18 protein-coding genes and 1 other annotated feature are annotated in these 20,421 nt (G+C 45.1%); of the genes, 16 read left to right on the top strand and 2 right to left on the bottom strand.

What is annotated here, in order from left to right; all coding sequences use genetic code 11:
- Positions 1 to 83: 83 nt before the first annotated feature.
- The 8 genes from CBX98_RS15365 to CBX98_RS15400 all read left to right on the top strand — a co-directional run bounded on the left by CBX98_RS15365 (position 84) and on the right by CBX98_RS15400 (position 8,035).
- A complete protein-coding gene (locus CBX98_RS15365) occupies positions 84 to 209 on the top strand; it encodes a Trp operon leader peptide (protein ID WP_109169700.1) in 126 nt (41 codons plus the stop codon).
- Positions 156 to 259 (top strand) — a sequence feature (Trp leader region). Its footprint overlaps the gene before it by 54 nt.
- 126 nt (positions 260 to 385) lie before the next feature.
- Entirely contained in the window at positions 386 to 1,963 is a 1,578-nt protein-coding gene (locus CBX98_RS15370; protein WP_109169701.1) for an anthranilate synthase component 1, read from the top strand.
- A gap of 5 nt (positions 1,964 to 1,968) precedes the next feature.
- Entirely contained in the window at positions 1,969 to 2,577 is a 609-nt protein-coding gene (locus tag CBX98_RS15375; RefSeq protein WP_109169702.1) for an aminodeoxychorismate/anthranilate synthase component II, read from the top strand.
- A gap of 37 nt (positions 2,578 to 2,614) precedes the next feature.
- On the top strand, positions 2,615 to 3,625 hold the full coding sequence (gene trpD, locus CBX98_RS15380; RefSeq protein ID WP_017635721.1) for an anthranilate phosphoribosyltransferase: 1,011 nt from the start codon (positions 2,615 to 2,617) through the stop codon (positions 3,623 to 3,625).
- Between the two features lie 13 nt (positions 3,626 to 3,638).
- Complete coding sequence (trpCF, locus tag CBX98_RS15385) at positions 3,639 to 5,078, top strand: bifunctional indole-3-glycerol-phosphate synthase TrpC/phosphoribosylanthranilate isomerase TrpF (protein WP_109169703.1); 1,440 nt, start codon at positions 3,639 to 3,641, stop codon at positions 5,076 to 5,078.
- Positions 5,079 to 5,142: 64 nt separating this feature from the next.
- Positions 5,143 to 6,333, top strand: a complete 1,191-nt coding sequence (trpB, locus tag CBX98_RS15390) for a tryptophan synthase subunit beta (RefSeq protein ID WP_109169704.1) — start codon at positions 5,143 to 5,145, stop codon at positions 6,331 to 6,333.
- Positions 6,333 to 7,139, top strand: coding sequence for a tryptophan synthase subunit alpha (gene trpA / locus CBX98_RS15395; protein ID WP_109169705.1), 807 nt, complete (start codon positions 6,333 to 6,335; stop codon positions 7,137 to 7,139). The genes trpB and trpA overlap by 1 nt, the downstream gene beginning before the upstream one ends.
- 200 nt (positions 7,140 to 7,339) lie before the next feature.
- A complete protein-coding gene (locus CBX98_RS15400; protein ID WP_109169706.1) occupies positions 7,340 to 8,035 on the top strand; it encodes a Crp/Fnr family transcriptional regulator in 696 nt (231 codons plus the stop codon).
- 125 nt (positions 8,036 to 8,160) lie between these two features.
- Here CBX98_RS15400 and CBX98_RS15405 read toward each other — a convergent pair whose 3' ends face one another.
- On the bottom strand, positions 8,161 to 9,702 hold the full coding sequence (locus CBX98_RS15405; RefSeq protein WP_109169707.1) for a long-chain fatty acid--CoA ligase: 1,542 nt from the start codon (positions 9,700 to 9,702) through the stop codon (positions 8,161 to 8,163).
- A gap of 545 nt (positions 9,703 to 10,247) precedes the next feature.
- On the opposite strand from CBX98_RS15405, the gene CBX98_RS15415 reads away from it, so the two are divergent.
- The 8 genes from CBX98_RS15415 (at position 10,248) to gspS2 (ending at position 17,933) form a co-directional block, all read left to right on the top strand.
- Positions 10,248 to 11,507 (top strand): dicarboxylate/amino acid:cation symporter, encoded by a 1,260-nt coding sequence (locus CBX98_RS15415; RefSeq protein WP_012841620.1) that lies wholly within the window; start codon positions 10,248 to 10,250, stop codon positions 11,505 to 11,507.
- 156 nt (positions 11,508 to 11,663) lie between these two features.
- Positions 11,664 to 12,848, top strand: a complete 1,185-nt coding sequence (locus tag CBX98_RS15420) for an acyl-homoserine-lactone synthase (protein WP_109169708.1) — start codon at positions 11,664 to 11,666, stop codon at positions 12,846 to 12,848.
- Positions 12,841 to 15,381: a hybrid sensor histidine kinase/response regulator gene (locus CBX98_RS15425; RefSeq protein ID WP_048625725.1), complete on the top strand. Its 2,541-nt coding sequence runs from the start codon at positions 12,841 to 12,843 to the stop codon at positions 15,379 to 15,381. The genes CBX98_RS15420 and CBX98_RS15425 overlap by 8 nt, the downstream gene beginning before the upstream one ends.
- 111 nt (positions 15,382 to 15,492) lie before the next feature.
- The gene (locus tag CBX98_RS15430) at positions 15,493 to 15,735 is read left to right on the top strand and encodes a hypothetical protein (protein ID WP_005392851.1); all 243 of its coding nucleotides are present in this window, start codon (positions 15,493 to 15,495) and stop codon (positions 15,733 to 15,735) included.
- Positions 15,736 to 15,938: 203 nt separating this feature from the next.
- Positions 15,939 to 16,502 (top strand): septation protein A, encoded by a 564-nt coding sequence (locus tag CBX98_RS15435; protein ID WP_005392849.1) that lies wholly within the window; start codon positions 15,939 to 15,941, stop codon positions 16,500 to 16,502.
- A 227-nt stretch (positions 16,503 to 16,729) separates the two neighbouring features.
- Positions 16,730 to 17,125, top strand: a complete 396-nt coding sequence (gene yciA, locus CBX98_RS15445) for an acyl-CoA thioester hydrolase YciA (RefSeq protein WP_005392848.1) — start codon at positions 16,730 to 16,732, stop codon at positions 17,123 to 17,125.
- 115 nt (positions 17,126 to 17,240) lie between these two features.
- Positions 17,241 to 17,537, top strand: a complete 297-nt coding sequence (locus tag CBX98_RS15450; RefSeq protein ID WP_005392847.1) for a YciI family protein — start codon at positions 17,241 to 17,243, stop codon at positions 17,535 to 17,537.
- A 3-nt stretch (positions 17,538 to 17,540) separates the two neighbouring features.
- Complete coding sequence (gene gspS2, locus CBX98_RS15455; protein WP_048625727.1) at positions 17,541 to 17,933, top strand: GspS/AspS pilotin family protein; 393 nt, start codon at positions 17,541 to 17,543, stop codon at positions 17,931 to 17,933.
- A gap of 133 nt (positions 17,934 to 18,066) precedes the next feature.
- Here gspS2 and metE read toward each other — a convergent pair whose 3' ends face one another.
- The gene (gene metE / locus CBX98_RS15460) at positions 18,067 to 20,349 is read right to left on the bottom strand and encodes a 5-methyltetrahydropteroyltriglutamate--homocysteine S-methyltransferase (RefSeq protein ID WP_109169710.1); all 2,283 of its coding nucleotides are present in this window, start codon (positions 20,347 to 20,349) and stop codon (positions 18,067 to 18,069) included.
- Between the last annotated feature and the right edge of the window lie 72 nt (positions 20,350 to 20,421).

Here is a 20,421-nt window from a genome sequence, read left to right on the forward strand (position 1 = left end):
TTAATGTTGTTTTGGGGTTGACTTTTTACTCTCGCACTAGTTAACTAGTACACAAATACAAAGTACGTAATTTAAGGTTCACCATGTTACAAGAATTTAACCACAACCAAAAAGCGAAAGTTGCGGTTTGTCTTAATAAGACAAACTCATCAGATCTTGCTTGGTGGCGCACTTGGACTAGTTCTTGGTGGGCAAACGTATACTTCTAGTTTATAGAACCAAACGTTGTAAAGCCCGCTACTTAAGCGGGCTTTTTTGTTTTGTTGCTCATTTCACATTCAACTGCCTAAACATTAATCGAATATGGCTAACTCTAGATTGGGAGAACGTTTGCTTTATGCGACTATGTACGGCAGGAAGATTTAGCCAGCTACAAGGAGGTCTTGTGAATAAGGCCATAGAAATCAAGAAACTTGGATGCCTAGAAGTATTAAAGACTTCGGTTCCTTACACTCAAGACCCAACACGTTTGTTCCATACCATTTGTGAGAACAAAAGAGATAGCTTGCTTCTCGAATCCGCTGAAATTGATTCGAAACAGAATCTAAAATCACTTTTAATCGTCGATTCAGCGGTGCGCATCGTTTGTTACGGCCACACTGTAAACATGCAGGCGTTAACCAACAACGGTAAAAACCTACTGTCTCACCTAAACCAGAACATCCGTGGTGACGTTGAAAGTAAGTTCGATGGCGAAACGCTGACTTTGGAGTTTAGCCAGCCATGCGACACGTTAGATGAAGATTCTCGCCTACGTGAAGCCTCTTCTTTCGATGCGCTGCGTTTGGTTCAGCATAGTTTTGATATTTCACAGCAAGACAAACACGCGATTTTCCTTGGTGGTCTGTTTGCCTACGACTTAGTCGCAAACTTCGAGCCGCTTGGTAATGCAGAAGTAACAAATCAGTGTCCAGATTACGTTTTCTACGTCGCGGAAACACTACTTGTTGTCGACCATCAAACGGAATCTTGCCAGCTTCAAGCGACGTTGTTTGTTGACGGTTCAGAGAAAACAGCGTTAGAGACTCGTATTGCAGAAATTAGCGCTCAGTGTGCAGCGCCAAAACTACTGCCAAGCGCAAAACAAGTCGCTGACGTAACGGTAGAACCTAGCGTATCTGATGCAGACTTCTGTCAAACTGTTCGCGACTTAAAAGAGTTCGTAGTGAAAGGCGATGTATTCCAAGTTGTACCATCTCGCCGATTCACTCTACCTTGCCCTTCTCCACTAGCTGCTTACAAAGAACTGAAACAAAGTAACCCAAGCCCTTACATGTTCTACATGCAAGATGAGCTGTTCACTTTGTTTGGCGCATCACCAGAAAGCGCGCTTAAGTACGAAACCGACACCAACCAAATTGAAATCTACCCAATCGCAGGCACTCGTCGCCGTGGTAAGCGCCCTAACGGCGAGATCGATTTCGACCTAGATAGCCGCATCGAACTTGAACTGCGCACCGACATGAAAGAAAACGCAGAACACATGATGTTGGTTGACTTAGCACGTAACGACGTCGCTCGTATTGCTCAAGCTGGCACTCGCCACGTAGCAGACCTACTAAAAGTCGACCGCTACAGCCACGTAATGCACTTAGTATCTCGTGTGGTTGGTCAACTGCGTGAAGACCTAGACGCCCTGCACGCATACCAAGCTTGTATGAACATGGGCACGCTCACTGGCGCACCAAAGATTCGTGCAATGCAGTTGATTCGCGATGTAGAAGGCGCACGACGCGGTAGCTACGGCGGTGCTGTGGGTTACCTTACCGGCGAAGGTACACTCGACACATGTATCGTAATTCGCTCAGCTTACGTTGAGAACGGCATTGCTCAAGTTCAAGCAGGCGCAGGCGTTGTGTTCGACTCTGATCCACAAGCGGAAGCAGACGAAACGCGCGGTAAAGCACAAGCGGTAATCTCTGCTATTCAAGCAGCGCATTCTCAACCTACGAACAAGGAGTAGCAGACATGGCGAACATCGTATTCATCGATAACTTTGACTCGTTCACCTACAACCTTGTGGATCAGTTCCGCTCGCTAGGTCACTCAGTCAAGATTTACCGAAACAGCATCCCAGCAGAAACCATCGAACAAGCGGTAAACGAGCTTGAAAACCCAGTGGTTCTGCTATCGCCCGGCCCTGGTGCTCCTTCAGAAGCAGGCTCAATGCCAGAGCTTATCCAACGCATGAAAGGCAAAGTTCCGATGATCGGTATTTGTCTTGGTCACCAAGCGATTGTTGAAGCGTACGGCGGCACTGTTGCTGGTGCAGGCGAAATCATTCACGGTAAGGTGTCTATGATGGAGCACCAAAACCATGCGATTTACCAAAACCTACCATCACCACTTGCGATTGCACGTTACCACTCGCTGGTTGCGACCAAGGTTCCTGAGAGTCTAACCATCACGGCAGAAGTGGATGACTTGGTGATGTCTGTTGTACATGAAGAAGATAAAGTTTGCGGGTTCCAGTTCCACCCGGAATCTATTATGACGACCTACGGAGCAACACTGTTGGCCAATGCCATTGAATGGGCGCTTGAAGAATCAACTTCAGTGAACCCACTCACTGCTTAAAAAGCACTTGGCACATAAGAAATTTAGGAGAGGAAATATGGAAGCAATCATCAACCCTATTATTACCAAACTGTACGAGCAAGAATCGCTTACTCAGGAAGAGAGCCAACAGCTGTTTGACATCATCATCCGTGGTGAACTAGACCCAATTTTGATGGCATCAGCACTGACTGCACTAAAAATCAAAGGCGAAACGCCAGATGAAATTGCAGGCGCGGCAAAAGCACTGCTGGCAAACGCAAACCCATTTCCTCGCCCAGATTACGATTTCGCAGATATCGTAGGTACCGGCGGCGACGGTCACAACACCATCAATATCTCAACCACTGCGGCGTTTGTTGCTGCAGCATGTGGTCTAAAAGTAGCAAAACACGGCAACCGCAGCGTTTCAAGCAAATCGGGTTCTTCTGACCTTCTTGATTCATTTGGTATCAACCTAGCCATGAGCGCAGAAGATACGCGCAAAGCGGTCGACGATATCGGTGTTGCTTTCCTATTTGCACCTCAATACCACGGTGGTGTGCGTCATGCGATGCCAGTGCGTCAAACCATGAAAACACGCACCATCTTTAACATTCTTGGCCCACTGATTAACCCTGCTCGTCCTAACATCGAATTGATGGGCGTTTATAGTGAAGAACTGGTTCGTCCTATCGCAGAAACCATGCTACAAATGGGTATGAAGCGCGCCGCTGTAGTACACGGTAGCGGTCTGGACGAAGTGGCGATTCACGGTGAAACAACCGTTGCAGAGATCAAAGACGGTAAGATCACAGAATACAAACTAACGCCTGCAGACTTCGGTCTAGAAGCACACCCACTAGAAGCGATCAAAGGTGGCGATCCTGAAGAAAACAAAGCGATCATTACCAATATTCTGACGGGTAAAGGTACAGACGCACAATTAGGTGCAGTGGCGGTGAACGTAGCTCTACTAATGCGTCTATTCGGCCACGAAGATTTAAAAGCCAACACGCAACAAGCGATTGAGGCAATGAATTCAGGCAAGGCGTACCAATTGGTACAACAACTTGCCGCACACGCTTAAGGAATTGAAGAAGATGACTGACTTCAACACTCAGCAAGCTGACAACCTGTCTGAACACGTTTCTAAGAAAGAAGCAGAAATGGCAGAAGTACTGGCAAAAATTGTCCGCGACAAATATCAGTGGGTAGCAGACCGTAAGGTGTCTCAACCGCTAAGCACATTTCAGTCTGATTTGCTGCCATCGGACCGCAGCTTCTACGATGCACTGAGTGGCGAAAAGACGGCATTCATCACCGAATGTAAGAAGGCGTCTCCTTCCAAAGGTTTGATTCGTGATCACTTCGACTTGGATTACATTGCATCGGTTTACAACAACCATGCTGATGCAATTTCAGTCCTAACAGACGAGAAGTACTTCCAAGGTAACTTTGACTTTCTTCCTCAAGTGCGTGGGCAAGTCAAACAACCCGTTCTGTGTAAAGACTTCATGGTAGATACCTACCAAGTTTACCTAGCACGTCATTACAGTGCTGATGCCGTACTTCTGATGCTTTCAGTCCTGAATGACGAAGAGTACAAAGCCCTAGAAGAAGCAGCACACAGCCTGAACATGGGCATTCTGACCGAAGTCAGCAACGAAGACGAGCTTCATCGTGCCGTTAATCTAGGAGCACGCGTTATCGGCATCAATAACCGTAACTTGCGCGACCTAAGTACCGATTTGAATCGTACTAAAGAACTGGCACCGACAATTCGCGAATTAACACCAAACGCGACCGTGATTTCAGAGTCTGGCATTTATACGCATCAACAAGTTCGTGATTTAGCGGAATACGCAGACGGCTTCTTGATTGGTAGTTCGCTGATGGCGGAAGACAACCTAGAGCTTGCAGTACGCAAAGTCACGTTGGGTGAAAACAAAGTGTGTGGCTTAACGCATCCAGATGACGCAGCAAAAGCATATCAAGCTGGTGCGGTATTTGGTGGCCTGATTTTTGTCGAGAAGTCGAAGCGTGCAGTTGACCTTGAAAGTGCTCGCTTAACCATGAGCGGTGCTCCACTTAACTACGTAGGTGTTTTCCAAAATCACGATATCGATTTTGTTGCTTCTGTCGTGACCTCTTTGGGTTTAAAAGCGGTGCAACTGCACGGTCAAGAAGACCAAGCTTACGTAAACCAACTCAAAGCCGAACTGCCAGCAGCGGTAGAAATTTGGAAAGCTTATGGCGTGACTGATGCGAAGCCAGAACTACTTGTAGACCACATTGACCGCCATCTATTAGATGCTCAAGTTGGCACCCAAACTGGCGGAACTGGTCAAGTGTTCGACTGGTCACTGATCGGTGACCCAAGTCAAATTATGCTAGCAGGCGGACTGTCGCCAGAAAATGCTCAACAAGCAGCGACACTAGGTTGCTTGGGATTAGATTTAAACTCTGGTGTAGAAAGTGCACCAGGCAAAAAAGATTCACAGAAGTTGCTCGCGGCATTCACCGCCATTCGCAACTACTAAAGCTGTATTTCAGCTAAAAAATTTAAAGCTATTCGTAGCGAAAAATACGAGAAGGAATATAACGATGGCAAAACTGAATGCCTACTTTGGCGAATACGGCGGTCAGTACGTTCCGCAAATTCTAGTTCCAGCACTGGAGCAACTAGAGCAAGCGTTTATCGACGCGCAAGAAGATCCAGAATTCCGCAGCGAATTCATGACGCTTCTTCAAGAGTATGCGGGCCGTCCAACGGCTTTGACTCTAACTCGTAACCTAACCAAAGGTACGAAAACCAAACTGTACCTAAAACGTGAAGATCTGCTTCACGGTGGCGCGCACAAGACCAACCAAGTGTTAGGTCAAGCTCTGCTTGCGAAACGCATGGGTAAAAACGAAATCATCGCAGAAACCGGCGCAGGTCAACACGGCGTAGCAACTGCACTAGCGTGTGCGCTACTTGGTCTGAAATGTCGTGTTTACATGGGTGCAAAAGACGTTGAACGCCAAAGCCCGAACGTATTCCGTATGAAACTCATGGGTGCAGAAGTAATTCCGGTTCACTCAGGTTCAGCAACACTTAAAGACGCATGTAACGAAGCGCTACGCGACTGGTCTGCAACTTATGAAGACGCGCACTACCTACTAGGTACAGCGGCTGGTCCTCACCCATTCCCAACCATCGTGCGTGATTTCCAACGAATGATCGGTGAAGAAACTAAGAATCAGATTTTGGCACGTGAAGGTCGTCTTCCTGATGCAGTTATCGCGTGTGTGGGCGGCGGTTCAAACGCGATTGGTATGTTTGCTGACTTCATCGAAGAAGAAAGCGTTCGCCTCATTGGTGTTGAGCCAGCAGGTAAAGGTATCGATACTGACCAACACGGTGCACCACTTAAACATGGCAAAACGGGCATTTTCTTTGGTATGAAAGCGCCATTGATGCAAGATCTAAACGGCCAAGTTGAGGAGTCTTACTCTGTATCTGCGGGTCTTGATTTCCCTTCAGTTGGTCCGCAGCACGCACACCTAAACGCAATTGGCCGTGCAGAATACGACAACGTAACTGACGACGAAGCGCTCGAGGCATTCCAAGAACTGGCTCGCAGCGAAGGGATCATCCCAGCTCTAGAGTCTTCTCACGCTCTAGCTCATGCATTGCGCATGGCTCGTGAGAATCCTGAGAAAGAACAACTATTGGTCGTAAACCTATCTGGTCGTGGTGACAAAGACATCTTCACCGTACACGCCATCCTAGAAGAAAAAGGAGTGATTTAATGAGCCGTTATGAGAAGATGTTTGCGCGCCTAAACGAAAAAAACCAAGGCGCATTTGTACCGTTCGTAACGGTTTGCGATCCAGACGCAGAACAATCTTACAAGATCATGGAAACCCTCGTTGAGTCTGGCGCAGACGCCCTTGAACTTGGTATTCCGTTCTCAGATCCGCTAGCAGATGGCCCAACCATCCAAGGCGCTAACATTCGTGCGCTAGATTCAGGCGCTACACCAGATATCTGCTTTGAACAAATTGGTAAGATTCGTGCTAAATACCCAGATCTGCCTATTGGCCTTCTGATGTACGCGAACCTAGTTTACTCACGCGGTGTCGAAAACTTCTACGAGCGCTGTGCAAAAGCAGGCATCGATTCTGTTCTGATTGCAGACGTACCAACCAACGAAAGTGCAGAGTTTGTTGCAGCAGCAGAGAAGTTTGGTATTCACCCAATCTTCATCGCACCGCCAACGGCAAGTGACGAAACACTGAAGCAAGTATCAGAACTGGGTGGTGGCTACACTTACTTGCTTTCTCGTGCTGGCGTGACAGGCGCAGAGACAAAAGCAAATATGCCAGTTGGTCACATGTTAGATAGATTAAACCAGTTCGATGCACCACCAGCGCTGCTTGGCTTCGGTATTTCTGAACCAGCACAGGTGAAACAAGCAATAGAGTCTGGCGCAGCAGGGGCCATCTCCGGCTCAGCTGTGGTGAAAATCATTGAAGCGAATGTCGAGCAGCCACAAATTATGCTCGATAAACTTGGTGATTTTGTGTCAGCGATGAAAGCTGCCACTCAGAAATAATTTCCATTTGATGTAACGCTATAGCGCCCGCTTAACATTCTGTTTAGCGGGCGTTTTCTTGTATGGCGTTTATACCATATCATTTTTATTCAACGCCCGCACTTTCCAAACCAATCTAAAGCAGAGCAATCAAAGAGTGATAAACTTTGCCACTTAACCAGCACAAATAATAACTAGAGCAGGATGCAGTAAGGTTGCACATGGAAGAAGTCAAAGCGTTATTAGCCAAATGTCCTGTATTATCAGGGCTGCCCGAGAAAGGACTTAGTGAAGCAGCACAAATAGCTAAAGTTCGCTGTTTCGACGAAAAAGCACTGATTTGCAATAAAGGGGAACCTCAATCTTCTCTTATGGTCATTGCACAGGGTGCCGTACGAATTAATTCGATGAGTTCAAAAGGCAAAGAAGTCACATTAATGATTTTCGAGGCAGGAGGCTGGTTTGGAGACAATGTTTTTTCTCCCGGCATGCCCCGTATTTTTGGCGCAACCGCGCATTCGGGCGTGACCTTACTGGAACTATCTGGTGATAAATTTCGCCAATTACTCGCCAAATATCCTCAAAGTTACCCTACGATTCTCGACTTACTTAGCCGCCGCTTATGGTCTGCCATTTCTGTTATCGAAGATGATGCGATTAGAGGAATCGAAGAGCGGATTGCAAGAAGGTTGCTGTTGCTTGCTGAATACCAACACAACCAAGCTATCAATACTCAGCCGTGTGTCGTGAGAGTGACTAGAGAGCATATCGCCAACATGATGGGGCTAACTCGTCAAAGTGTTCATAAAGTACTAAAAAATTTGGAGAGTATTGGGATGCTAGAACTGAAATATGGTTCTGTGACCATTACCAATCCAAAACGCTTAGAAGCGCACATAAAACAACTCGAACAATAGAGTAAACAGATAGTTCATATGTACACGCTAGCGAGAGATTGCCATCTTCTGTTCCTTAGTAACCAGGCGCACAACACCACTCGCTCTAGGCAAGTGGCGCTGTGACGAGAAGTTCATTGAATTGACTAAGCCACATTCAATTCAGATTTCAATTCACGCTTTAAAATCTTTCCTGTCGCACTCATCGGGAGATGCTCACGAATTTCAACATAACGAGGATATTTAAAAGAGGCTAACTGCTCTTTGCCCCACTTTTGTAATGTTTCCGCGTCAATGTACTCTCCCGGTTTAAGCACAACGTAAGCCTTTATCTCTTCGCCATACTCTTCATTTGGAATCCCTATCACCGCTACCATTGAGATTGCAGGATGAGTCATAAACACTTCTTCAATTTCTCTAGGGTAAACGTTAAATCCACCTCGAATGATCAGATCTTTCATTCTATCGACGATAAATAGATTACCTGAGCTGTCAAAACGGCCAACATCACCAGTATGGAACCAACCATTTTGTAGCGCGGATTCAGTGACTTCCGGGCGGTCAAGGTATCCTTTCATAACATTGTGCCCACGCACAACAATCTCACCTTCTTCACCGACCGGTAGCGCATTGCCTTCAATGTCGACAACTTTTACTTCAACGCCTTGAATCGGTTGACCTACCGATCCTGGTATACGTTTCTGATCTAAATGATTAAAACATGCAATAGGACTTGTTTCTGATAACCCGTATCCTTCAAGAATTGGGACATTAAATTGTTCCTCAAAGGCTCTAAAGATTTCGGTTGGCAACGGGGCTCCACCGCTGATAGCAACACGTAGTGAGGATGTATCAAATTGGTGCTGGACATGAAGCAAACCGATATACATCGTTGGCACTCCAGCAAACAACGTCACTTTGTGTTTTTCCATCAGCTCAAGAACATGTTTAGGCTCAAACCTAGGCACTAACACCAAGGTTGCTCCGCCCAAAACACTAGCATTTAAGTGGACGGTTTGACCAAAGGTATGAAATAAAGGCAAAGTTACTAAGTGAATATCATCGGCCTGACTGCCCATAATGTTTTGTGCCACCAGAGCATTCATTATGATGTTCTGCTGCGTCAGTTCAGCTCCTTTTGGTAAGCCTGTCGTCCCTGATGTATACAAAATAACACAAGTATCATCCGCATTACGCGGTACATAATCTGACAATGGTTTTGCATCCGCTATAAACGCATTGAGAGTTGGCACACCATTCCATTCGTTTTCACTTTGAGATTGAGTCATCACGACCATATTTTCACATATATCAGCCTGCTCAAACGCTTTAACCCCCTCTTTTGCCATTGGCAGTTCTGATGTCCCTTCAAAACAGAAGTAAAACTTCGCTTTTGAATCTTCTAAGTGATACTTAATTTCTCGCGCTTTCAAAAGCACATTTAATGGGACAGCAACCGCGCCAGCTTTTTGTATCGCATAATAAACAAACGCGAAAAAAGGAATGTTTGGGCATGAGAGCGCAATACGATCGCCCGGAACGACCCCTTTGTTGATTAAAGATGCCGCGATCTTTCCGGTAATCACATCAAACTGCGCATAAGTTATCTCGACATCACCACATATCAACGCCGTCTTATCTGGTTTACTCGCAGCATTTCTTTGTAATGCAGCAGCAAGATTCATCATAATCGCTTCACCTCTTACTTGTTGATTTTCGTTTTATCGGCTCGGGAGCATTAACAGAGAGAGCACTCCCCTACACTAAAATGTTGGTACTTAATATTTGTCTCGCCCATTTCTGATTAACATTATGTTTACAATGCAATCAAAACTAAGAATGTAAAACAATTAACATTTCACAAAGCTAATTGGTAAAAGTGTGAGCTTGAAAGAAATTAATTGTTATAAATATCAATCCAAGTCACGCAAGACGCAGACTACGCTCGCAAACACAAAATCCACCTCAGTTAACAAAAAACAAACAAGAAAAAGAAATAAACAAAAACAATTACACAGCTAATAGGCATAACAAAAATCAATGGCAAACGTTTGCTATTGAACAAAACTTTATCGTTCGTCAATAAAATATCGATTAATCCATCAATAATACCTTGCTGCATATTGCCAATTGTAAACGATAAGTGTAAAAAGCAAGGCGAGATAATTATCCATAAAACCATTTATGGTTAGTGGGTAATTTTAGGATTTTACATTTTATTAGCACAGAGGTTATGGAAGTGTTAAAAGAAAAGAGTTTGCTAAACAACATTGGCGTACAAGTCGTAATCGCCATGATCGTGGGCACAGCCGTTGGTGCCATGATGGGTCATGATGCGACAGTGTTCGCTCCTTTAGGTGCTATCTTTATCAACTTAATCAAAATGTTGGTTATTCCTTTGGTCGCTGTAGCCTTGATTTCTGGCGCAGCTGGTCTTGGGAACAGCCAGTCAGCAGGCAAAGTTGGCATCGTCACTCTAGGTTATTTCGGTTTAACATCCGCCCTAGCCGTTGCGCTTGCACTATTTATGGGCGAAGTATTCCAACCAGGCATGGGGATCGACGTCTCTGGCGTTGAAGGCATGTTCTCAGCAGAATACGCTTCAAAAGGTGAACTACCTACTTTCTGGGCAACCATCACTGGTATGATCCCAACCAACGTTTTCCAATCACTAAATGAAGCAAACATCCTACAGATCCTCGTTTTCTGTATGTTCTTTGGTATTGCAATTTCTAAGCAAGCAAAAGAGCGTCGTGAGCCAATCATTAATGGTGTTAACTGCATCGTTGACGCAATGGTTTGGATGATCAACAAAGTGATGATCATTGCCCCTATCGGTGTGTTCGGCCTGATGGCAGAAGCAGTCGGTACATTCGGTTTTGGCGCACTAATGGTGGTATTCAAACTGTTCGTTGTTTACGTTGCCGCAATCCTAATCTTCGGTTTCGTTGTTTACCCAGCAATGGTGCATATTTTCACCAAGACATCAGCGAAGAAGTTCCTGTCTTCAATGAAAAAACCACAAGCTGTTGCGCTTTCAACGGCCTCTTCTATGGCAACACTGCCTGTCACAATGGACACCTGTGAAAAAGAACTGGGCGTAAAAAATTCAACCGCGTCATTTGTTCTGCCTCTAGGCGCAACGATCAACATGTCAGGTAATGCGATTTACTATGGCTTGGTTGCTATCTTCTTTGCTCAACTGTTCAATATCGATTTAGGTATGGGCGCTTACATTGCAATTATCGTAACCTCTACATTGGGTGCGGTTGGTCAAGCGGGTGTTCCTGGTCCTTCTTTCCTAGTGGTTGCCGTGCTTCTTGCCGCTGGTATTCCAATCGAAGGTTTACCACTGCTATTCGCTCTTGACCGTATTTTCGATATGATTCGTACAGCACTAAACATCACAGGTGATGCAGCATGTGCAGTTATCGTTGATGCGCTAATTGAAGAGGAAGCGGCAGAAGCTGAGCTTAAAAAGCAAGAAGCTTAGTCCTTTCTCGAATGAACTAAAAACCGCTCACTATGAGCGGTTTTTTTTGTCTTTTCTTGCATTACGTAACTATATAAATAGAAACCAATAGCATAAATTTATCAAAATGATATAAACCATTACAAAATATAAAAAACGTCAGAACTAGGTTATATCATGAGTCTTAAGCTGTCTTTGGAGCCCCTCGCCAGTACAGATTTGCCGATCGAGTCAAAACAACAGGCGCTGGTTGACACGGTTCTTCTTACTCTTACACCGCAAGAAAGGTCTTCTCTTTTTCAACAAGTTGCTTTGTATAGAATAAAGCTTCTTAAATCCCTCTTTCCTAAATACGCATCTAAGAGTCTGTCCGTACTGTTTGAATTAATAGATTATCGAGATTTAGTACAGCAGTATCCAACGCCTTTCTCCGAAGAGGCGCTCTTAATTGAACAAATTGCCGCAGATTGTTACCCGCATTGGATGGTTTTCTGGTGTGAATGTGAGATTGCTGCGATCAAGCAAAAGCACCCTTTAAATGAAGCGACAAGACCAACTCAGCTCTCGTTTGACGACCGCGACTATTCAAGCATATTGATCGAAGATATTGCCGAATGTGACCTAAAGGTAACACTGCCGAATCACGCTGCATTAATGCCGATTTCCGAAGCAATCACACTGAGCAACCTTGAGCTCTTCGTCCAAACTGAACAATGGTTTGAGATATTGCCTCTACTATCACTCTCGCAGAAAGGTCAACACTTTGTGCTATTGTTCAAGCAGTCATCTACACCAATCATGGTCTCCTCCGCTTTGGTGCAAAACTGGCACCAAAGAAATACCTGGCTCAGCTATTCATCACCATTTAGTAGTGAGCAATGGCAGTTTTGCCTTCCTGATTATGGCTACATTACTCTTAATCAATTAGGCCTTTGGGGAGGTAACACTCTAACTCGCCAACGGACTCTTATTGAATTTGATGCGCAGTTCCAATCTCACTTGGAAAACACTGAAGCGGTTTGCGAAGTGCTGCGTCTGACAGTGGGTGGCAACATCCAACAAAAACTGTACTTTTTGTATTTGGCACAAAAAGCATTGATGAGTGAGCTATATAAAGCAGGCTATAAGCTCAGCTTTACCATTATTGAACAAATATTTATGTTAAATTTCTATCAATCTATTGATTTAGAGGCCTACTTTCACTCAGGATACCGCGACATTAACGGTGACGGTACCAAGACATACCGCGGTTTCTGGAATTTAGGTATGATGGTTGAAGCATTTCAAGACATACAGTTTCGCGACTACAAACACCGCGTACGAACAAAAAGAATTGATGAAAAGGTGAATGAACATGCTTGATATTCATCTTCACGGCCTTTTTTATCCAAAAGCAATGACGCTATACGCCACTGTACTGGTGGTGTTCGCTTGGTTGTTATATTACTGCTATCGCCTAAAACAGAAGAGTGAAACGATTTTAGGCTCGCATCATGCGCCGTACATTGCTTATTCTAGTTGCATCATCGTTTGGATCAGCAGCAACGCATACTTCCATACCGACTTATTGCCGGAGTTGGGCTCCGCTGGCGGTATTTTTATGGCTAAGTTGGCGAACTTGGCGTCATTCTTTGCCTTTGCATTCGCGTTCTATTTTTCTTGCCAGCTAGCAGCTGATATCAAAAAAACTGCGGTCAAAGCCTGGCAAAAAATCATCTTTGTGGCACTAGCAACGTACTCGCTTTACATCAACTTAGTACCAAACCTTACTGTCGAAAATGTCACCATTAGCGGTCCAAGCCAGTTCGTGATCGAGTTTGGTCCCCACACCTCATATTTCTTTATTAGTTTGCTGACATTTGTGGTATTAACCCTGCTGAACTTGATTACCATGCGAGCGAACAGCAGCAAACTCACGCTGGCAAAAAGTAACTATATGATCGCCGGCATTTTGGTCTTCATGTTATCAACTGCAGTGATACACCTTGGAATGACTTACTTCCTTGGTGACTTTTCCTTAACCTGGTTACCACCAGCACTTTCAATTAGTGAAATGTTGTTTGTAGGCTATGCCCTGCTTACCTCTCGCTTTTATAGCGCTAAATACCTCACATACTTAACCGTTAGCGCGCTGTTTGTCTGTGCCATTTTCGTCCTCCCGCTGGGCGCAATATTTATTCCTATCTCGGAAGATAACCAATGGCTTGTAGCGGTGCCTTTATGCGCACTCATCGGTATCACTTGGCACTTGCTTTACAAACGCGTCAGTCGTTTCGCGTCCTATTTTATTTATGGGAAACGACATACACCCGTTCAACAAATTCTTGGATTAGAAGAGGAATTTAAACGCTCAATAGATGATGCAATGCGCCAGTTAGCAGCGTTACTGAATATACCAAATAATAAATTGCAGCTCGTCACCAGCAGTTACACCGAAACGTTTTATGAAGATTATCTGCCGTCAAGCAAGTCTGTTCTCGTGCTTGATGAACTGTCTGAAGAAATTGATTATGCCTCCTCGTCGAAAGGCTCAATGCGCAAGCTCTACGAACGTATGCGATCCAGCAATACGGCGCTCGTAATGCCTCTTTTTGGTCGTGGAAAGTCCGTTACGCACTTACTGATTTCTTCACACAAAATGGATAATAAGCTGTTTTCTAATGAAGAAATTTCAGCATTGCAAACCTTATTAGTTCGCATCCAGAGCACCATCGAGGCCGATAGAAAAGTACGCCAAAGCCGTGCGCTCGCTAACTCTATTGCGCATGAAATGCGTAACCCTCTCGCTCAAGTGCAATTACGATTTGAAGCTTTAAAACAGCATATCGAATCAAACGCTTCACTTGAGACGTTAAAGAGTGAGATTGATAAAGGAGAAGCAGCGATTCAGCGTGGTCGCCAACTTATCGACATTATTTTGCGAGAAGTCAGCGACAGCTCACCTGAGCACGAACCCTTAACTATTACGTCTATACATAAAGCTGTCGATCAAGCGGTCAGTCGTTATGGCTTTGAAAACGATCAAATAATTGAAAGGATCAATCTGCCCCAAGAGCACGATTTTGTCGCGAAATTAAACGAAACTCTATTTAACTTTGTCATTTTCAATTTGATTCGCAATGCTATCTACTATTTTGATTCTTATCCCGATAGTCAAATTGAGATTCGTAGCCAAACGGGGGCCTACGAAAACATTCTGGTCTTCCGAGATAGTGGCCCTGGCATAGATAGCAGTATCTTACACAAGATATTTGACGACTTCTTCTCGTATCAAAAAAGTGGCGGCAGCGGCCTTGGCTTGGGCTACTGTCAACGCGTTATGCGCTCTTTTGGCGGACGAATTGAGTGCCAGTCTGAATTGGGCGAATTTACTGAGTTCTACTTGTATTTCCCGGTCGTCCCAAACGCACCCAAACCAGAGACGTTGAGAACACCGGACTTCAATGGCTGGAAAGTAAATGCACCACATTCTGAACCTCGCACAGCCCAACACGTACAAGTAAGTAACGATGCACCAACAGTGCTCATTGTTGATGACAAAGAGGTGCAGCGTACTTTGGTTCAAATGTACTTAAAAAGGCTGGGAGTCAACAGCTTACAAGCAAATAATGGCGCTTCTGCGGTGGAGCTATTTCAGTCGCACAAGATTGATTTGGTGCTTATGGATGTACAGATGCCAGTGATGAATGGATTTGACGCAAGCCAACGAATTAAGCAAATTGCGTCTTCCGTTCCGATCATCGCACTATCTGGAGAGTCTGGAGCCAAAGAGCTGGAGCTCATTGCGAAACTCATGGATGACAGACTTGAAAAGCCAACCACGTTAAATGCGCTCCAAACCGTCATCAAGCGCTGGTTGCAACATGAGAGTTTTGCTACTTCCAACACTTTCTAATTTGCGAAGATAAAACTGGCACTAGATGTGCATTACTGAAGTAAATCGAATTATCCAGAGGGTCAAGCAAGCTGCAAATGGTTAGCGGATGAGCTTGATAAGGAGATCGCCATGTTACTTCATCGACACACATACTACGGCTTGATTCATCATGGAATCAAAGCACTACTACTCGATCGCTTAGGCCACTATACAGAAGAAGAATACCATCAGTATTTGAGCCTAATGACCGGCAAATCCACTTGCTTTACGATGTCTCTCGAAGAGCTTGAAGCAACCGTTGATAACCTGTTACGTGAAGGCTATTTAGAAGATGTCAAAACGCTTATTTCTCAATATCAACGTGTTGCTTAAATCTTAAATTCTATCAACTCAATTGCCGCTTTATCGCGGCAATTTTTATGCCTTCGATTTACTACTTCATCTTTGCGAAATGTTGCTTGTTGTATCATTCAGTCAGGGGATTACTTCTCTTACCTCTAACCTTGACGGTATTCACATCTTGTCAGATTCCGTTAGACTGTCTTCAATTCACTAATTAGGTAGATTTTCCCACCATGAAGCAAATCCTAGATTTTATCCCACTCATCGTCTTCTTTGCTTTGTACAAGATGTACGACATCTACGCAGCAACAGGAGCGCTGATCGTTGCAACGGCAATTCAGCTTGTCGTCACCTATGCTCTGTATAAAAAAGTCGAGAAAATGCAGCTAATTACGTTCGTTATCGTGACGATATTTGGCAGCATGACCCTTTTCTTCCACGACGACAATTTCATAAAATGGAAAGTCACCATCATTTATGTGATTCTAGCTATCGGTTTAGCAGCGAGTCACGCAATGGGGAAATCGGCCATTAAAGGCATGTTGGGCAAAGAAATTTCACTACCTGATGCTATTTGGGCTAAGATCAACTGGGCTTGGGTCGGCTTCTTCTCATTCTTTGCTGGTCTGAACATTTATATCGCTTACGAGCTACCACTGGATGTTTGGGTCAACTTCAAAGTATTCGGAATGTTGATTGCGACATTTGCCTACATGATTGCGACTGGCTTCTACATTTACAAACACATGCCAAAAGAACAAAAAAATAACTCATCCGATGTGTCGACTGATGATTAAAAACTCAGTTTTGCTATAATCCGCGCACTTTGCAGCGACCTTCGGGTCGCTGTTTTGCTCCATGTATCACTAAACCGATCAAACGACATACCGGATTCAGACCATTCTTGCTGCTGTAAACCAACTTTCTCTGGTCCGGTGTCTGCGGTTTTTTTAAGGACCTTTGGTTCTAGGTATTTACTATGTTGGCGCTTAGTTTGAGCGCCTTTAAGATTTAGGATGTCACAATGAGTCAAGAAATTAGCTCTCCGAGAGGTCAACTGCTGCTTCGTACCCTTGCAATGCCTGCCGATACTAATGCCAATGGCGATATTTTTGGTGGTTGGATTATGTCTCAGCTCGACCTAGCAGGTGCGATTCTGGCCAAAGAGATCTCTTCTGGTCGCGTTGTTACCGTTTCAGTGTCAAGCATTACCTTCAAGAAGCCTGTAGGTGTTGGCGATGTCGTTTGCTGCTATGGCGAATGCACTAAGATTGGTCGCACCTCAATGAGTGTCGATCTGGAAGTATGGGTCAAGCCGGTAAAAGCACACGGTGTCGGCGAGCGCTTCATGGTTTGTGATGCGACTTTCAACTACGTAGCCATTGACAGTGAAGGCAAACCACGCCCGGTTCAGAATTAGTCAACCTACAGCGCTAACTGTTAGAAAGGATCTCACATTTTCTGTTGTTCACTTGTGAGAGACACAAAAAAGGCGTTAAATTAACACTTTACCCTACCAATTAAGGAACTATGCTATGTGGTATGTCATCTTTTCTCAGGACGTCGAGAACTCGCTGGAAAAACGCATGAGCGTTCGCCCGCAACACTTGGAGCGCTTACAAAAGCTTCAAGACGAAGGTCGCCTTCTTACTGCTGGCCCTATGCCTGCGATAGACTCTGACAACCCAGGAGAAGCTGGATTTACGGGCTCGACTGTCATCGCTGAGTTCGCCTCTCTAGAAGACGCTAAAGCGTGGGCAGAAGCCGATCCTTACGTAGCGGCTGGTGTTTACGATAATGTAATCGTGAAACCGTTCAAAAAAGTGTTTTAATTTATGAAAAAATTACTGTGTCTTTTCTTGGCATTTGGTGCGTTAGCGGGCTGTTCATCTACCGATGATAATCAACGCCAGCTTGAGCTATTGGCATCAAACCGAGCGGGAGTCTTGTCCGCAGGTCTCCCTTTGGAATACGGTCCACTGCAGATAATGCGTGTCTCATCCAACAAAAATGTTGTTGAAATGATGATGATTTATAACGATGACGCACTCGGTGCAAAGCCGTTAAATCAAGTACTGAATACCAGTATCTACACCTATTGCAATAACCCGGAAGTTCGTAAGCAAATTGATATGGGCTTAATGTACCGTATTAAAGTGCGTAACTCTCGCGGTCAGTTGATGGCAGATGAGTTGGTTTCCGCGCAAACTTGTACTCAAATGAAATAGTCACAGTGAGTGCGTTGTTTTCGATACGAGCAATTCATCCGCTATTGCGGGATAGTATAACGACGAAAATGAACGGCTAAGAATAGAAAAACGGAGACAACAATCTCCGTTTTTTATTTGCTAAAAAGGTGCCTTACGCCAGCTCAGCACGAAGTTTCTTCGCCGCTGACACGAGGTTCGCCAATGCTGCTTCTGTCTCTGCCCAGTTACGTGTTTTCAGACCACAGTCTGGGTTCACCCACAAACGTTGTACCGGAATCTTTTCTGCCGCTTTCTTGATTAAGCCTTCAATCCACTCTTCCGTCGGAATGTTTGGTGAGTGAATGTCATAAACACCTGGACCGATTTCATTCGGGTAATTGAACTCTTCAAACGCTTTAAGCAGTTCCATATTTGAGCGTGACGTTTCAATGGTAATCACATCCGCATCGAGCGCCGCGACTGAATCGATGATTTCATTGAACTCGCTGTAACACATGTGAGTGTGAATCTGAGTCTCTGGTTTTGCACTCGCTGCCGAGATCTTAAATGCATCCACCGCCCATTCTAAATACGCTTTGTGATCGCGCTTTTTCAACGGCAGACCTTCACGAATCGCAGGCTCATCGATTTGAATGATATTGATGCCTGCATCTTGTAAATCAGAAACCTCATCACGCAGTGCTAATGCCAGTTGTTGCGCGATTTCTTGACGTGTGATGTCTTCACGCGGGAACGTCCAACATAGAATCGTCACTGGGCCAGTTAACATGCCTTTCATCTGCTTGCTGGTTAGCGATTGTGCGTACGTCGACCATTCAACCGTAATCGGCTTTTCACGCTCAATGTCGGCAACCACAATGGCAGGTTTCACACAGCGCGAGCCATAACTCTGCACCCAACCAAATTTCGTCGTTTGGAAGCCCGCCAAATTCTCCGCGAAGTATTCCACCATGTCGTTACGTTCTGCTTCACCATGCACAAGTACATCTAGGTCGAGCGCTTCTTGGCGTTTTACGGCATCCGCAATGTGTCCTTTAAGTGCCTGGATATAGTCGGACTCAGATAACTGACCAGTACGATAAGCACTGCGCTGAACACGGATTTCACCCGTTTGAGGGAAAGAGCCGATGGTCGTGGTTGGCAGCAAAGGTAAACCCAACACTTCAGCTTGATGCGCAGCACGCTCCGCGTAAGGTGCGCTGCGCTCGGCAAGTGACGCTGTAATACTGTTTAAACGAGCTTGCACTTGGGGCTTATTCACATGTGTTGCCGTTTTACGTGCTTTGATTGGCTGGCTATAGGTATCACAAGCGAGAATCGCATTTTGATCACCGTCGAGTGCTCGGCCAAGCAAAGCGACTTCTGTCACTTTTTGTTTTGCGAACGCAAACCAGCTTTTCACTTCCTCACTTAGTTCTGTTTCCAGTTCCAGATCAACCGGGCTATGTAGCAAAGAGCATGAGCTCGCCACCCAAAGGTTGTCGCCCAGTTTTTCTTTTACTGGCTGTAGGCGTTCAAGTTGCGCACTCAAATCCGAGCGCCACACGTTACGACCGTTGACCACGCCAGCAGACAGCACCCAACCCTCCGGTAGTTTGGCAACCACGTCGTCAAGCTGCTGAGGCGCGGCAGATAAATCGATATGTAAACCATCCACTGGTAGCTTTACAATTTTGTCTAGCGTATCGCTTATAGAGTCAAAGTACGTCGTTAGCAGCACTTTTACATCGCTTCGAATCACTTGGTACGCTAGCTTGAACGCATCAGCCCACTGACTTTCAAGCTCTAGTGACAAAATTGGCTCATCAATCTGAACCCACTCAACACCTTGACTCGCGAGCTTTGCCAAAATAGCTTGGTAAGCCGTAAGCAATCGTGGCAGTAGCGTCAGGCGATCGAACCCTTCTTCTACCTCTTTACCTAAGTAAAGATAACTGACTGGGCCAAGCAAAACTGGCTTCACTTTATGCCCAGCTTGGGTTGCTTCGTTGACTTCTTCAAACAGTTGAGGCCAGCTCACTTCAAATGTATCGTCCTTGCTAAATTCAGGTACGATGTAGTGGTAGTTTGTGTTGAACCACTTGGTCATATCCGATGCTGCAGCGCCCGCACAGCCGCAACCCGCTTGAGATTGACCGCGACCCACTTTGAATAGCGTATCCAAATCAGGGAAACCGTCTGCGTGACGTTTTGGCACGTGACCCAGTAACAACGTGGTCGTCAGTACATGATCGTACCAAGCAAAATCGCCAGCGGTGGTAAAACTCAAGCCAGCATCTGTTTGCGTTTGCCAGTTTTTAGCGCGCAGATCTGCTCCAACCTTTTTAAGTTCTGCTTGATCAATTTCTCCGCGCCAGTATTTTTCCTGAGCGAATTTTAATTCTCGTTTTTCACCGATGCGTGGATAACCTAGTACGTGCGTTGTTGTAGCCATGTCCCTATTCCTTTTTCAATCTTGTTCAATTTGTTTGGGTCAGAGTATCTTTCGTCATAAAAGATGTCTGGA

The sequence above is a fragment of the Vibrio sp. T9 genome (assembly GCF_003123985.1).
GTDB lineage: Bacteria > Pseudomonadota > Gammaproteobacteria > Enterobacterales > Vibrionaceae > Vibrio > Vibrio diabolicus.